The 14,854-nt window shown below is 49.0% G+C and carries 3 protein-coding genes, 2 tRNA genes and 7 rRNA genes; 11 read left to right on the top strand and 1 reads right to left on the bottom strand.

Features of this window, described 5'->3' with window-relative positions; genetic code table 11:
- Nucleotides 1-30: 30 nt before the first annotated feature.
- Together aroE and OCU87_RS16770 are read left to right on the top strand one after the other, a co-directional pair.
- Complete coding sequence (gene aroE, locus OCU87_RS16775) at nucleotides 31-852, top strand: shikimate dehydrogenase (protein ID WP_261857592.1); 822 nt, start codon at nucleotides 31-33, stop codon at nucleotides 850-852.
- A 19-nt stretch (nucleotides 853-871) separates the two neighbouring features.
- Nucleotides 872-1,135, top strand: coding sequence for a DUF1488 family protein (locus OCU87_RS16770; protein ID WP_261857591.1), 264 nt, complete (start codon nucleotides 872-874; stop codon nucleotides 1,133-1,135).
- Here the strand turns inward: OCU87_RS16770 and OCU87_RS16765 are convergent.
- Nucleotides 1,125-1,670, bottom strand: coding sequence for a gamma carbonic anhydrase family protein (locus OCU87_RS16765; RefSeq protein ID WP_261857590.1), 546 nt, complete (start codon nucleotides 1,668-1,670; stop codon nucleotides 1,125-1,127). The two genes, OCU87_RS16770 and OCU87_RS16765, sit on opposite strands and share 11 nt — an antisense overlap.
- A 435-nt stretch (nucleotides 1,671-2,105) precedes the next feature.
- Here OCU87_RS16765 and OCU87_RS16760 point away from each other — a divergent pair.
- The 9 genes from OCU87_RS16760 to OCU87_RS16720 all read left to right on the top strand — a co-directional run bounded on the left by OCU87_RS16760 (nucleotide 2,106) and on the right by OCU87_RS16720 (nucleotide 14,728).
- Nucleotides 2,106-3,648 (top strand): 16S ribosomal RNA (locus tag OCU87_RS16760).
- 336 nt (nucleotides 3,649-3,984) lie between these two features.
- Nucleotides 3,985-6,877 (top strand): 23S ribosomal RNA (locus tag OCU87_RS16755).
- Between the two features lie 122 nt (nucleotides 6,878-6,999).
- Nucleotides 7,000-7,115 (top strand): 5S ribosomal RNA (gene rrf, locus OCU87_RS16750).
- A gap of 358 nt (nucleotides 7,116-7,473) precedes the next feature.
- Nucleotides 7,474-9,016, top strand: a 16S ribosomal RNA gene (locus OCU87_RS16745).
- A gap of 336 nt (nucleotides 9,017-9,352) precedes the next feature.
- Nucleotides 9,353-12,245 (top strand): 23S ribosomal RNA (locus OCU87_RS16740).
- Between the two features lie 122 nt (nucleotides 12,246-12,367).
- A 5S ribosomal RNA gene (gene rrf, locus OCU87_RS16735) occupies nucleotides 12,368-12,483 on the top strand.
- A gap of 427 nt (nucleotides 12,484-12,910) precedes the next feature.
- Nucleotides 12,911-14,453, top strand: a 16S ribosomal RNA gene (locus tag OCU87_RS16730).
- The 16S, 23S and 5S rRNA genes sit together here with 2 tRNA genes alongside, the layout of an rRNA operon.
- A gap of 76 nt (nucleotides 14,454-14,529) precedes the next feature.
- Nucleotides 14,530-14,606 (top strand) — tRNA-Ile (locus OCU87_RS16725).
- 46 nt (nucleotides 14,607-14,652) lie between these two features.
- Nucleotides 14,653-14,728, top strand: a tRNA-Ala gene (locus tag OCU87_RS16720).
- Nucleotides 14,729-14,854: the final 126 nt, after the last annotated feature.

The following is a 14,854-nucleotide window of genomic DNA, read 5'->3' as shown; positions in this document are numbered from 1 at the left end:
TCGTCCCTCATTTATTGGAAGCTTTCCCACATGGATCAGTACGTTGTTTTTGGTAATCCCATCACTCAAAGCAAATCGCCTTTTATTCATACCTTATTTGCTCGCCAAACTGCGCAAGACATGGTCTACCATGCTGAGCAACCTGATATAGATGGTTTTACTGTGGCTGCGGATCGTTTTTTTGCTCAGGGTGGTCGCGGCTGTAACATTACAGCCCCCTTTAAAGAAGAAGCTTTCCAATATGCGCAGCAATTAACTGAACGTGCACGCTTAGCGGGCGCAGTGAATACTTTGAAGAAACTTGACGATGGTGTGATTCTTGGTGATAACACCGATGGTGAAGGATTAGTTCAGGACTTATTGCAGCATCAAGTCCCTTTAAAGGGAAAGCGTATTTTATTGGTTGGTGCTGGTGGTGCCGCGCGTGGGGTTATCCTCCCTTTATTAGCTCAGCAGCCAGCAGAAGTGGTTGTGGCCAATCGAACTGAAGCCAAAGCGCAACAATTAGCCGCCCTTTTTTCTTCACATGGCACAATTGCTTCGCAAGCGATCGATGAACTTGATGGTCTGACATTCGACATTATTATCAACTCGACGTCTGCAGGGTTATCCGGGCAATTACCTTCCCTGCCCCATAGCCTGATTTCAAGTCAAGTGACTTGCTACGATATGGTGTATAGCGCGCAAACCACCACCTTTAATCAATGGGCAAAAGATTTAGGCGCGCATAGAACACTTGATGGACTTGGGATGTTAGTGGGCCAAGCTGCCGAAAGCTTTATGCTATGGCGAGGCTTGCGCCCTAGTGCGAAGCAGGTACAACGCGAACTGAGACTTCAGCTTCAATTATAATAAATAGAGAACAAAAATCATGAACCAAGATATTTTATTTGCAGATATTCAAACTTGGGATGCAAAACGCCAAGCGGTAAGCTTCCCTGCACAACAAGCGGGTGCATTGATTGATTGCTGGGTATCGCTTGGCTGGTTACAACAACGGAGCGAAGGTTCCTTGGTTAATGAAGCCGATATTCTTTCTGCATTTATACATCTACGCTTCGACCTTGAAGATCTCGCTGAAGAAAAAATCGAAGATGAAAACTTTGAGCCTGATGGCTCTGTTGTTATTGGCTAATCTCAGCTAAGTAGTCATCTTTCAGGCGAACATAGTTATCAGCAGAGATAGACAGGAAAGCGCGTTCTTTATCCGTTAAAGAGCGCGCTTGTTTTATAGGGCTACCTATATAAAGGAAGCCACTCTCTAATATCTTACCTGGCGGCACTAAACTCCCCGCTCCGATGATGATGTCATTATGAATGACGGCACCATCTAAAATGATCGCTCCCATGCCGACTAATACTCGATCACCAATATGGCAACCATGCAGCATTGCTTTATGGCCAACGGTAACATCATCACCAATGATTAAAGGGTGGCCACTGGGGTTATCATGAGTAGCACGGCTGACATGGAGTACAGTTCCATCTTGAATATTTGAGCGATGACCAATCGATATATGATTAACGTCGCCTCGCGCGGTGACTAAAGGCCAAATACTTGATTCATCACCAAGTGAAATTTCACCGATCATAACGGCAGACACATCTATATAGGTATTAAGGCCTAATTTTGGAGCTTTTCCTTTAAAGGTACGCATAGAATCTGGCATAGAAATAGTCTGCTTTGATGATAAGAGTGAAAAGAATAACGCTGTAACGGTGTGAATAATACCTAAAATAAGGCTTATTGTTCGATAGTTGAGCGCTTAAACCTAAATGTCATAATTATCTCTAAATGCCCCTTGCCAATGTGATCGAAGTCTCTATAATACGACCTCACTGACACGGAGCAAGGCGCTAAGCCCGCTACGAAGTCAGTATGTTCTTTAACAATTTGACCATGCAATCTGTGTGGGCACTCGTGAAATGAATAGTCAAAAGTGTTCATTGTGACTTTTTAAGTAACAATGAATTTGGCATCAATGAACTGAGTGACCAATACAAAACTTAAGTTTACTTAAGCTTTGGCACAGTCAATTCGAATATCATGACTAGCTTCTAGTTATCGATATTCAATCAGTATTCATTGAGCCATCAAAAACTTTAAATTGAAGAGTTTGATCATGGCTCAGATTGAACGCTGGCGGCAGGCCTAACACATGCAAGTCGAGCGGTAACAGGAATTAGCTTGCTAATTTGCTGACGAGCGGCGGACGGGTGAGTAATGCCTGGGAATATGCCTTGATGTGGGGGATAACTATTGGAAACGATAGCTAATACCGCATAATGCCTACGGGCCAAAGAGGGGGATCTTCGGACCTCTCGCGTCAAGATTAGCCCAGGTGGGATTAGCTAGTTGGTGGGGTAATGGCTCACCAAGGCGACGATCCCTAGCTGGTTTGAGAGGATGATCAGCCACACTGGAACTGAGACACGGTCCAGACTCCTACGGGAGGCAGCAGTGGGGAATATTGCACAATGGGGGAAACCCTGATGCAGCCATGCCGCGTGTATGAAGAAGGCCTTCGGGTTGTAAAGTACTTTCAGTTGTGAGGAAGGCGGTAACGTTAATAGCGTTGCCGTTTGACGTTAGCAACAGAAGAAGCACCGGCTAACTCCGTGCCAGCAGCCGCGGTAATACGGAGGGTGCGAGCGTTAATCGGAATTACTGGGCGTAAAGCGCATGCAGGCGGTCTGTTAAGCAAGATGTGAAAGCCCGGGGCTCAACCTCGGAACAGCATTTTGAACTGGCAGACTAGAGTCTTGTAGAGGGGGGTAGAATTTCAGGTGTAGCGGTGAAATGCGTAGAGATCTGAAGGAATACCGGTGGCGAAGGCGGCCCCCTGGACAAAGACTGACGCTCAGATGCGAAAGCGTGGGGAGCAAACAGGATTAGATACCCTGGTAGTCCACGCCGTAAACGATGTCTACTTGGAGGTTGGGACCTTGAGTCCTGGCTTTCGGAGCTAACGCGTTAAGTAGACCGCCTGGGGAGTACGGTCGCAAGATTAAAACTCAAATGAATTGACGGGGGCCCGCACAAGCGGTGGAGCATGTGGTTTAATTCGATGCAACGCGAAGAACCTTACCTACTCTTGACATCCAGAGAATTCGCTAGAGATAGCTTAGTGCCTTCGGGAACTCTGAGACAGGTGCTGCATGGCTGTCGTCAGCTCGTGTTGTGAAATGTTGGGTTAAGTCCCGCAACGAGCGCAACCCTTATCCTTGTTTGCCAGCACGTAATGGTGGGAACTCCAGGGAGACTGCCGGTGATAAACCGGAGGAAGGTGGGGACGACGTCAAGTCATCATGGCCCTTACGAGTAGGGCTACACACGTGCTACAATGGCGTATACAGAGGGCTGCCAACCAGCGATGGTGAGCGAATCCCAGAAAGTACGTCGTAGTCCGGATTGGAGTCTGCAACTCGACTCCATGAAGTCGGAATCGCTAGTAATCGTGGATCAGAATGCCACGGTGAATACGTTCCCGGGCCTTGTACACACCGCCCGTCACACCATGGGAGTGGGCTGCACCAGAAGTAGATAGCTTAACCTTCGGGAGGGCGTTTACCACGGTGTGGTTCATGACTGGGGTGAAGTCGTAACAAGGTAGCCCTAGGGGAACCTGGGGCTGGATCACCTCCTTAAACGATAGACTGCTTGTTTGATGCAGTGTCCACACAGATTGCTTGGTAAATTAGTTTTAGAAATAGCGAAAGCGCTAATGAATGACTTCGGTTATTGATTAACGCTTTTTGCGTTATGCTCTTTAACAATCTGGAAAGCTGACTAGTAAATTCAATCAAATGATTGAATTACAATAGTTTTTATCTTTAATGATAAAAACGAGTTCTCAAAACAACACACATTCAAGTGTCTTGTGTAGAGTCCGGCGAAAAACCAATGTCCTCATTTTTCTTGATCGGAAATGAGTGACGATAAAACCTTGGTTGTTTGAACATACAGACCTCTTGGGGTTGTATGGTTAAGTGACTAAGCGTACACGGTGGATGCCTTGGCAGTCAGAGGCGATGAAGGACGTATTAACTTGCGATAAGCCCAGTTTAGATAGTAAAAATCACTTGAGACTGGGATTTCCGAATGGGGAAACCCACGTGCATAAGCACGTATCGTTACGTGAATACATAGCGTAACGAGGCGAACTCGGGGAACTGAAACATCTAAGTACCCGAAGGAAGAGAAATCAACCGAGATTCCGAGAGTAGCGGCGAGCGAAATCGGATTAGCCCTTAAGCCAGTCTTGCGTTAGGTGAATGTGCTGGAAAGCACAGCGATACAGGGTGATAGCCCCGTAACCGACAACGCATTATTAGTGAAAACGAGTAGGACGGGACACGTGATATCCTGTTTGAACATGGGGGGACCATCCTCCAAGGCTAAATACTCCTGACTGACCGATAGTGAACCAGTACCGTGAGGGAAAGGCGAAAAGAACCCCTGTGAGGGGAGTGAAATAGAACCTGAAACCGTGTACGTACAAGCAGTAGGAGCCCACTTGTTGGGTGACTGCGTACCTTTTGTATAATGGGTCAGCGACTTAATTTTAGTAGCAAGGTTAACCGTTTAGGGGAGCCGTAGGGAAACCGAGTCTTAACTGGGCGTCATAGTTGCTAGGATTAGACCCGAAACCAGGTGATCTAGCCATGGGCAGGTTGAAGGTGAGGTAACACTTACTGGAGGACCGAACCGACTAATGTTGAAAAATTAGCGGATGACTTGTGGCTAGGGGTGAAAGGCCAATCAAACCTGGAGATAGCTGGTTCTCCCCGAAAGCTATTTAGGTAGCGCCTCGGACGAATACTACTGGGGGTAGAGCACTGTTAAGGCTAGGGGGTCATCCCGACTTACCAACCCTTTGCAAACTCCGAATACCAGTAAGTACTATCCGGGAGACACACGGCGGGTGCTAACGTCCGTCGTGGAGAGGGAAACAACCCAGACCGCCAGCTAAGGTCCCAAAGTTATAGCTAAGTGGGAAACGATGTGGGAAGGCTCAGACAGCCAGGATGTTGGCTTAGAAGCAGCCATCATTTAAAGAAAGCGTAATAGCTCACTGGTCGAGTCGGCCTGCGCGGAAGATTTAACGGGGCTAAGCTATACACCGAAGCTGCGGCAATATGACTTGTTCATATTGGGTAGGGGAGCGTTCTGTAAGCCGTTGAAGGTGGTCTGTAAGGGCTGCTGGAGGTATCAGAAGTGCGAATGCTGACATGAGTAACGATAAAGGGAGTGAAAAACTCCCTCGCCGGAAGATCAAGGGTTCCTGTCCAACGTTAATCGGGGCAGGGTAAGTCGACCCCTAAGGCGAGGCCGAAAGGCGTAGTCGATGGGAAACGGGTTAATATTCCCGTACTGCTTATAACTGCGATGGGGGGACGGAGAAGGCTAGGTGGGCTTGGCGACGGTCGTCCAAGTTCAAGGGTGTAGGCTGATAGTTTAGGCAAATCCGGACTATCTTAAGGCTGAGACCCGATGTCGAGTCACTACGGTGATGAAGTCATTGATGCCATGCTTCCGGGAAAAGCCTCTAAGCGATAGGTTATAAGCAATCGTACCCCAAACCGACACAGGTGATCAGGTAGAGAATACCAAGGCGCTTGAGAGAACTCGGGTGAAGGAACTAGGCAAAATGGTACCGTAACTTCGGGAGAAGGTACGCTCCTCGCGGTGATGAGACTTGCTCTCTAAGCTGCTGGGAGTCGCAGATACCAGGTGGCTGCAACTGTTTATTAAAAACACAGCACTGTGCAAAATCGAAAGATGACGTATACGGTGTGACGCCTGCCCGGTGCCGGAAGGTTAATTGATGGGGTTAGACTTCGGTCGAAGCTCTTGATCGAAGCCCCGGTAAACGGCGGCCGTAACTATAACGGTCCTAAGGTAGCGAAATTCCTTGTCGGGTAAGTTCCGACCTGCACGAATGGCGTAATGATGGCCACGCTGTCTCCACCCGAGACTCAGTGAAATTGAAATCGCAGTGAAGATGCTGTGTACCCGCGGCTAGACGGAAAGACCCCGTGAACCTTTACTACAGCTTGGCACTGAACATTGACCCTACATGTGTAGGATAGGTGGGAGCCTTTGAAGCATTGTCGCTAGATGATGTGGAGGCAATCTTGAAATACCACCCTTGTATGCTTGATGTTCTAACGTCGCCCCCTAATCGGGGGTGCGGACAGTGCCTGGTGGGTAGTTTGACTGGGGCGGTCTCCTCCCAAAGAGTAACGGAGGAGCACGAAGGTGGGCTAATCACGGTCGGACATCGTGAGGTTAGTGCAATGGCATAAGCCCGCTTGACTGCGAGAATGACAATTCGAGCAGGTGCGAAAGCAGGTCATAGTGATCCGGTGGTTCTGAATGGAAGGGCCATCGCTCAACGGATAAAAGGTACTCCGGGGATAACAGGCTGATACCGCCCAAGAGTTCATATCGACGGCGGTGTTTGGCACCTCGATGTCGGCTCATCACATCCTGGGGCTGAAGTCGGTCCCAAGGGTATGGCTGTTCGCCATTTAAAGTGGTACGCGAGCTGGGTTTAGAACGTCGTGAGACAGTTCGGTCCCTATCTGCCGTGGGCGTTAGATGATTGAGAGGGGCTGCTCCTAGTACGAGAGGACCGGAGTGGACGAACCGCTGGTGTTCGGGTTGTTATGCCAATAGCATTGCCCGGTAGCTACGTTCGGAATCGATAAGCGCTGAAAGCATCTAAGCGCGAAGCGAGCCTCAAGATGAGTCATCTCTAGACCTTTAAGGTCTCTAAAGGGTTGTCGAAGACTACGACGTTGATAGGCAGGGTGTGTAAGTGCTGCGAGGCATTGAGCTAACCTGTACTAATTGCCCGTGAGGCTTAACCATACAACACCCAAGGGGTTTTACGGACTCCATAACGCTTGAATGCGTGTTAAGAACGAATATTGTAACTAGTTAGATTTTCCCAGATTGTATCTTCCGCTACGGCGTAAGATAAACCGAATTTGCTTGGCGACCATAGCATTATGGACCCACCTGATCCCATGCCGAACTCAGTAGTGAAACGTAATAGCGCCGATGGTAGTGTGGGGTCTCCCCATGTGAGAGTAGGTCATCGCCAGGCTTCAATTTCGACTTGTCTCAATGAGACGAGTCAACATAATGTTTTGTGTGAATTACATAGAATTTTATGTTGACTTTCAAAGTAGAAAGCGTATTATACGCCTCCTGCTTAAGTGTTAAGGCACTGAAAGCAAAGCTCTTTAACAATTTGACCATGCAATCTGTGTGGGCACTCGTGAAATGAATAGTCAAAACTGTTCATTGTGACTTTTTAAGTAACAATGAATTTGGCATCAATGAACTGAGTGACCAATACAAAACTTAAGTTTACTTAAGCTTTGGCACAGTCAATTCGAATATCATGACTAGCTTCTAGTTATCGATATTCAATCAGTATTCATTGAGCCATCAAAAACTTTAAATTGAAGAGTTTGATCATGGCTCAGATTGAACGCTGGCGGCAGGCCTAACACATGCAAGTCGAGCGGTAACAGGAATTAGCTTGCTAATTTGCTGACGAGCGGCGGACGGGTGAGTAATGCCTGGGAATATGCCTTGATGTGGGGGATAACTATTGGAAACGATAGCTAATACCGCATAATGCCTACGGGCCAAAGAGGGGGATCTTCGGACCTCTCGCGTCAAGATTAGCCCAGGTGGGATTAGCTAGTTGGTGGGGTAATGGCTCACCAAGGCGACGATCCCTAGCTGGTTTGAGAGGATGATCAGCCACACTGGAACTGAGACACGGTCCAGACTCCTACGGGAGGCAGCAGTGGGGAATATTGCACAATGGGGGAAACCCTGATGCAGCCATGCCGCGTGTATGAAGAAGGCCTTCGGGTTGTAAAGTACTTTCAGTTGTGAGGAAGGCGGTAACGTTAATAGCGTTGCCGTTTGACGTTAGCAACAGAAGAAGCACCGGCTAACTCCGTGCCAGCAGCCGCGGTAATACGGAGGGTGCGAGCGTTAATCGGAATTACTGGGCGTAAAGCGCATGCAGGCGGTCTGTTAAGCAAGATGTGAAAGCCCGGGGCTCAACCTCGGAACAGCATTTTGAACTGGCAGACTAGAGTCTTGTAGAGGGGGGTAGAATTTCAGGTGTAGCGGTGAAATGCGTAGAGATCTGAAGGAATACCGGTGGCGAAGGCGGCCCCCTGGACAAAGACTGACGCTCAGATGCGAAAGCGTGGGGAGCAAACAGGATTAGATACCCTGGTAGTCCACGCCGTAAACGATGTCTACTTGGAGGTTGGGACCTTGAGTCCTGGCTTTCGGAGCTAACGCGTTAAGTAGACCGCCTGGGGAGTACGGTCGCAAGATTAAAACTCAAATGAATTGACGGGGGCCCGCACAAGCGGTGGAGCATGTGGTTTAATTCGATGCAACGCGAAGAACCTTACCTACTCTTGACATCCAGAGAATTCGCTAGAGATAGCTTAGTGCCTTCGGGAACTCTGAGACAGGTGCTGCATGGCTGTCGTCAGCTCGTGTTGTGAAATGTTGGGTTAAGTCCCGCAACGAGCGCAACCCTTATCCTTGTTTGCCAGCACGTAATGGTGGGAACTCCAGGGAGACTGCCGGTGATAAACCGGAGGAAGGTGGGGACGACGTCAAGTCATCATGGCCCTTACGAGTAGGGCTACACACGTGCTACAATGGCGTATACAGAGGGCTGCCAACCAGCGATGGTGAGCGAATCCCAGAAAGTACGTCGTAGTCCGGATTGGAGTCTGCAACTCGACTCCATGAAGTCGGAATCGCTAGTAATCGTGGATCAGAATGCCACGGTGAATACGTTCCCGGGCCTTGTACACACCGCCCGTCACACCATGGGAGTGGGCTGCACCAGAAGTAGATAGCTTAACCTTCGGGAGGGCGTTTACCACGGTGTGGTTCATGACTGGGGTGAAGTCGTAACAAGGTAGCCCTAGGGGAACCTGGGGCTGGATCACCTCCTTAAACGATAGACTGCTTGTTTGATGCAGTGTCCACACAGATTGCTTGGTAAATTAGTTTTAGAAATAGCGAAAGCGCTAATGAATGACTTCGGTTATTGATTAACGCTTTTTGCGTTATGCTCTTTAACAATCTGGAAAGCTGACTAGTAAATTCAATCAAATGATTGAATTACAATAGTTTTTATCTTTAATGATAAAAACGAGTTCTCAAAACAACACACATTCAAGTGTCTTGTGTAGAGTCCGGCGAAAAACCAATGTCCTCATTTTTCTTGATCGGAAATGAGTGACGATAAAACCTTGGTTGTTTGAACATACAGACCTCTTGGGGTTGTATGGTTAAGTGACTAAGCGTACACGGTGGATGCCTTGGCAGTCAGAGGCGATGAAGGACGTATTAACTTGCGATAAGCCCAGTTTAGATAGTAAAAATCACTTGAGACTGGGATTTCCGAATGGGGAAACCCACGTGCATAAGCACGTATCGTTACGTGAATACATAGCGTAACGAGGCGAACTCGGGGAACTGAAACATCTAAGTACCCGAAGGAAGAGAAATCAACCGAGATTCCGAGAGTAGCGGCGAGCGAAATCGGATTAGCCCTTAAGCCAGTCTTGCGTTAGGTGAATGTGCTGGAAAGCACAGCGATACAGGGTGATAGCCCCGTAACCGACAACGCATTATTAGTGAAAACGAGTAGGACGGGACACGTGATATCCTGTTTGAACATGGGGGGACCATCCTCCAAGGCTAAATACTCCTGACTGACCGATAGTGAACCAGTACCGTGAGGGAAAGGCGAAAAGAACCCCTGTGAGGGGAGTGAAATAGAACCTGAAACCGTGTACGTACAAGCAGTAGGAGCCCACTTGTTGGGTGACTGCGTACCTTTTGTATAATGGGTCAGCGACTTAATTTTAGTAGCAAGGTTAACCGTTTAGGGGAGCCGTAGGGAAACCGAGTCTTAACTGGGCGTCATAGTTGCTAGGATTAGACCCGAAACCAGGTGATCTAGCCATGGGCAGGTTGAAGGTGAGGTAACACTTACTGGAGGACCGAACCGACTAATGTTGAAAAATTAGCGGATGACTTGTGGCTAGGGGTGAAAGGCCAATCAAACCTGGAGATAGCTGGTTCTCCCCGAAAGCTATTTAGGTAGCGCCTCGGACGAATACTACTGGGGGTAGAGCACTGTTAAGGCTAGGGGGTCATCCCGACTTACCAACCCTTTGCAAACTCCGAATACCAGTAAGTACTATCCGGGAGACACACGGCGGGTGCTAACGTCCGTCGTGGAGAGGGAAACAACCCAGACCGCCAGCTAAGGTCCCAAAGTTATAGCTAAGTGGGAAACGATGTGGGAAGGCTCAGACAGCCAGGATGTTGGCTTAGAAGCAGCCATCATTTAAAGAAAGCGTAATAGCTCACTGGTCGAGTCGGCCTGCGCGGAAGATTTAACGGGGCTAAGCTATACACCGAAGCTGCGGCAATATGACTTGTTCATATTGGGTAGGGGAGCGTTCTGTAAGCCGTTGAAGGTGGTCTGTAAGGGCTGCTGGAGGTATCAGAAGTGCGAATGCTGACATGAGTAACGATAAAGGGAGTGAAAAACTCCCTCGCCGGAAGATCAAGGGTTCCTGTCCAACGTTAATCGGGGCAGGGTAAGTCGACCCCTAAGGCGAGGCCGAAAGGCGTAGTCGATGGGAAACGGGTTAATATTCCCGTACTGCTTATAACTGCGATGGGGGGACGGAGAAGGCTAGGTGGGCTTGGCGACGGTCGTCCAAGTTCAAGGGTGTAGGCTGATAGTTTAGGCAAATCCGGACTATCTTAAGGCTGAGACCCGATGTCGAGTCACTACGGTGATGAAGTCATTGATGCCATGCTTCCGGGAAAAGCCTCTAAGCGATAGGTTATAAGCAATCGTACCCCAAACCGACACAGGTGATCAGGTAGAGAATACCAAGGCGCTTGAGAGAACTCGGGTGAAGGAACTAGGCAAAATGGTACCGTAACTTCGGGAGAAGGTACGCTCCTCGCGGTGATGAGACTTGCTCTCTAAGCTGCTGGGAGTCGCAGATACCAGGTGGCTGCAACTGTTTATTAAAAACACAGCACTGTGCAAAATCGAAAGATGACGTATACGGTGTGACGCCTGCCCGGTGCCGGAAGGTTAATTGATGGGGTTAGACTTCGGTCGAAGCTCTTGATCGAAGCCCCGGTAAACGGCGGCCGTAACTATAACGGTCCTAAGGTAGCGAAATTCCTTGTCGGGTAAGTTCCGACCTGCACGAATGGCGTAATGATGGCCACGCTGTCTCCACCCGAGACTCAGTGAAATTGAAATCGCAGTGAAGATGCTGTGTACCCGCGGCTAGACGGAAAGACCCCGTGAACCTTTACTACAGCTTGGCACTGAACATTGACCCTACATGTGTAGGATAGGTGGGAGCCTTTGAAGCATTGTCGCTAGATGATGTGGAGGCAATCTTGAAATACCACCCTTGTATGCTTGATGTTCTAACGTCGCCCCCTAATCGGGGGTGCGGACAGTGCCTGGTGGGTAGTTTGACTGGGGCGGTCTCCTCCCAAAGAGTAACGGAGGAGCACGAAGGTGGGCTAATCACGGTCGGACATCGTGAGGTTAGTGCAATGGCATAAGCCCGCTTGACTGCGAGAATGACAATTCGAGCAGGTGCGAAAGCAGGTCATAGTGATCCGGTGGTTCTGAATGGAAGGGCCATCGCTCAACGGATAAAAGGTACTCCGGGGATAACAGGCTGATACCGCCCAAGAGTTCATATCGACGGCGGTGTTTGGCACCTCGATGTCGGCTCATCACATCCTGGGGCTGAAGTCGGTCCCAAGGGTATGGCTGTTCGCCATTTAAAGTGGTACGCGAGCTGGGTTTAGAACGTCGTGAGACAGTTCGGTCCCTATCTGCCGTGGGCGTTAGATGATTGAGAGGGGCTGCTCCTAGTACGAGAGGACCGGAGTGGACGAACCGCTGGTGTTCGGGTTGTTATGCCAATAGCATTGCCCGGTAGCTACGTTCGGAATCGATAAGCGCTGAAAGCATCTAAGCGCGAAGCGAGCCTCAAGATGAGTCATCTCTAGACCTTTAAGGTCTCTAAAGGGTTGTCGAAGACTACGACGTTGATAGGCAGGGTGTGTAAGTGCTGCGAGGCATTGAGCTAACCTGTACTAATTGCCCGTGAGGCTTAACCATACAACACCCAAGGGGTTTTACGGACTCCATAACGCTTGAATGCGTGTTAAGAACGAATATTGTAACTAGTTAGATTTTCCCAGATTGTATCTTCCGCTACGGCGTAAGATAAACCGAATTTGCTTGGCGACCATAGCATTATGGACCCACCTGATCCCATGCCGAACTCAGTAGTGAAACGTAATAGCGCCGATGGTAGTGTGGGGTCTCCCCATGTGAGAGTAGGTCATCGCCAGGCTTCAATTTTGAGAGCCCGTTGGCAACAACGGGCTTTTATTTCGCTCTAGCATCAAGCGGTGTGAGCGGAGTCAATATAAGGTTTTTATGTTTTAATCGAATGATTAAAAAGATGAAAGTTTTATCTTGACTTAAAAGTTGAGAAGCGTATTATACGCGTCCTGACTTGCTGAAGCGTTCAACGCTAAGGTATTGAAAGTCAACGTTCTTTAACAATTTGACCATGCAATCTGTGTGGGCACTCGTGAAATGAATAGTCAAAACTGTTCATTGTGACTTTTTAAGTAACAATGAATTTGGCATCAATGAACTGAGTGACCAATACAAAACTTAAGTTTACTTAAGCTTTGGCACAGTCAATTCGAATATCATGACTAGCTTCTAGTTATCGATATTCAATCAGTATTCATTGAGCCATCAAAAACTTTAAATTGAAGAGTTTGATCATGGCTCAGATTGAACGCTGGCGGCAGGCCTAACACATGCAAGTCGAGCGGTAACAGGAATTAGCTTGCTAATTTGCTGACGAGCGGCGGACGGGTGAGTAATGCCTGGGAATATGCCTTGATGTGGGGGATAACTATTGGAAACGATAGCTAATACCGCATAATGCCTACGGGCCAAAGAGGGGGATCTTCGGACCTCTCGCGTCAAGATTAGCCCAGGTGGGATTAGCTAGTTGGTGGGGTAATGGCTCACCAAGGCGACGATCCCTAGCTGGTTTGAGAGGATGATCAGCCACACTGGAACTGAGACACGGTCCAGACTCCTACGGGAGGCAGCAGTGGGGAATATTGCACAATGGGGGAAACCCTGATGCAGCCATGCCGCGTGTATGAAGAAGGCCTTCGGGTTGTAAAGTACTTTCAGTTGTGAGGAAGGCGGTAACGTTAATAGCGTTGCCGTTTGACGTTAGCAACAGAAGAAGCACCGGCTAACTCCGTGCCAGCAGCCGCGGTAATACGGAGGGTGCGAGCGTTAATCGGAATTACTGGGCGTAAAGCGCATGCAGGCGGTCTGTTAAGCAAGATGTGAAAGCCCGGGGCTCAACCTCGGAACAGCATTTTGAACTGGCAGACTAGAGTCTTGTAGAGGGGGGTAGAATTTCAGGTGTAGCGGTGAAATGCGTAGAGATCTGAAGGAATACCGGTGGCGAAGGCGGCCCCCTGGACAAAGACTGACGCTCAGATGCGAAAGCGTGGGGAGCAAACAGGATTAGATACCCTGGTAGTCCACGCCGTAAACGATGTCTACTTGGAGGTTGGGACCTTGAGTCCTGGCTTTCGGAGCTAACGCGTTAAGTAGACCGCCTGGGGAGTACGGTCGCAAGATTAAAACTCAAATGAATTGACGGGGGCCCGCACAAGCGGTGGAGCATGTGGTTTAATTCGATGCAACGCGAAGAACCTTACCTACTCTTGACATCCAGAGAATTCGCTAGAGATAGCTTAGTGCCTTCGGGAACTCTGAGACAGGTGCTGCATGGCTGTCGTCAGCTCGTGTTGTGAAATGTTGGGTTAAGTCCCGCAACGAGCGCAACCCTTATCCTTGTTTGCCAGCACGTAATGGTGGGAACTCCAGGGAGACTGCCGGTGATAAACCGGAGGAAGGTGGGGACGACGTCAAGTCATCATGGCCCTTACGAGTAGGGCTACACACGTGCTACAATGGCGTATACAGAGGGCTGCCAACCAGCGATGGTGAGCGAATCCCAGAAAGTACGTCGTAGTCCGGATTGGAGTCTGCAACTCGACTCCATGAAGTCGGAATCGCTAGTAATCGTGGATCAGAATGCCACGGTGAATACGTTCCCGGGCCTTGTACACACCGCCCGTCACACCATGGGAGTGGGCTGCACCAGAAGTAGATAGCTTAACCTTCGGGAGGGCGTTTACCACGGTGTGGTTCATGACTGGGGTGAAGTCGTAACAAGGTAGCCCTAGGGGAACCTGGGGCTGGATCACCTCCTTAAACGATAGACTGCTTGTTTGATGCAGTGTCCACACAGATTGCTTGGTTAAAATGTAAAAGAACGCAAAAAAGACTTGGGTCTGTAGCTCAGGTGGTTAGAGCGCACCCCTGATAAGGGTGAGGTCGGTGGTTCAAGTCCACTCAGACCCACCACTTTTTCTCCCAGAAAAAGTGGCGGTAAACAGTCTTTTTATACGTTGGGGTTATAGCTCAGCTGGGAGAGCGCCTGCCTTGCACGCAGGAGGTCTGCGGTTCGATCCCGCATAGCTCCACCACTTTCTAAAGACATTCGACAGAGTGTGATTAGAAAGTGGATTTTTCATCTCTGATGATCAAAACACCTGTTCTTTAACAATCTGGAAAGCTGACTAGTAAATTGAATCGTTAGATTCAATTACAAT

Origin of the sequence: Photobacterium sanguinicancri, assembly GCF_024346675.1 — a bacterium.
Lineage (GTDB): Bacteria > Pseudomonadota > Gammaproteobacteria > Enterobacterales > Vibrionaceae > Photobacterium > Photobacterium sanguinicancri.
This window is presented reverse-complemented; position numbering and strand designations above follow the sequence as displayed.